At 69.5% G+C, this 315-nt stretch carries 1 protein-coding gene; it reads left to right on the top strand.

Annotated elements, in window-relative coordinates; translation table 11 throughout:
- Positions 1-315 (top strand): hypothetical protein (locus HW452_RS17405; protein WP_224107347.1); only part of this gene is annotated, 315 nt, incomplete at both ends.

Raw genomic sequence — 315 nt, forward strand, 5'->3', positions numbered from 1 at the left:
TGCGCTACAGCCTGACCGAGGGCAGCAACGCCGACGGCTACTACGCCATCGACGCGATCACCGGCACGGTCACCCTGACCGACGCAGGTGCGGCCCACGTCAACGGCGGCGGCAACCTGCCGGCGGTCAATGTCACGGTAACGGACGAAGACGGCCTGACCGCACGTGGCGACGCCACCGTGGGTGACAGCGCCTTGCTGCCCACCGTCGAGGTGACCAGCACTTATGACGCCATCCAGGGCGCGGCCGAAGCCGGCCAGCAAGTGGCGACCAGCCAGGGCAACGACCCGGACGGCGACAACGCGGCACTGCGCT

Origin of the sequence: Vreelandella aquamarina, from assembly GCF_020075495.1 — a bacterium.
Classification (GTDB): Bacteria; Pseudomonadota; Gammaproteobacteria; order Pseudomonadales; family Halomonadaceae; genus Vreelandella; species Vreelandella aquamarina_A.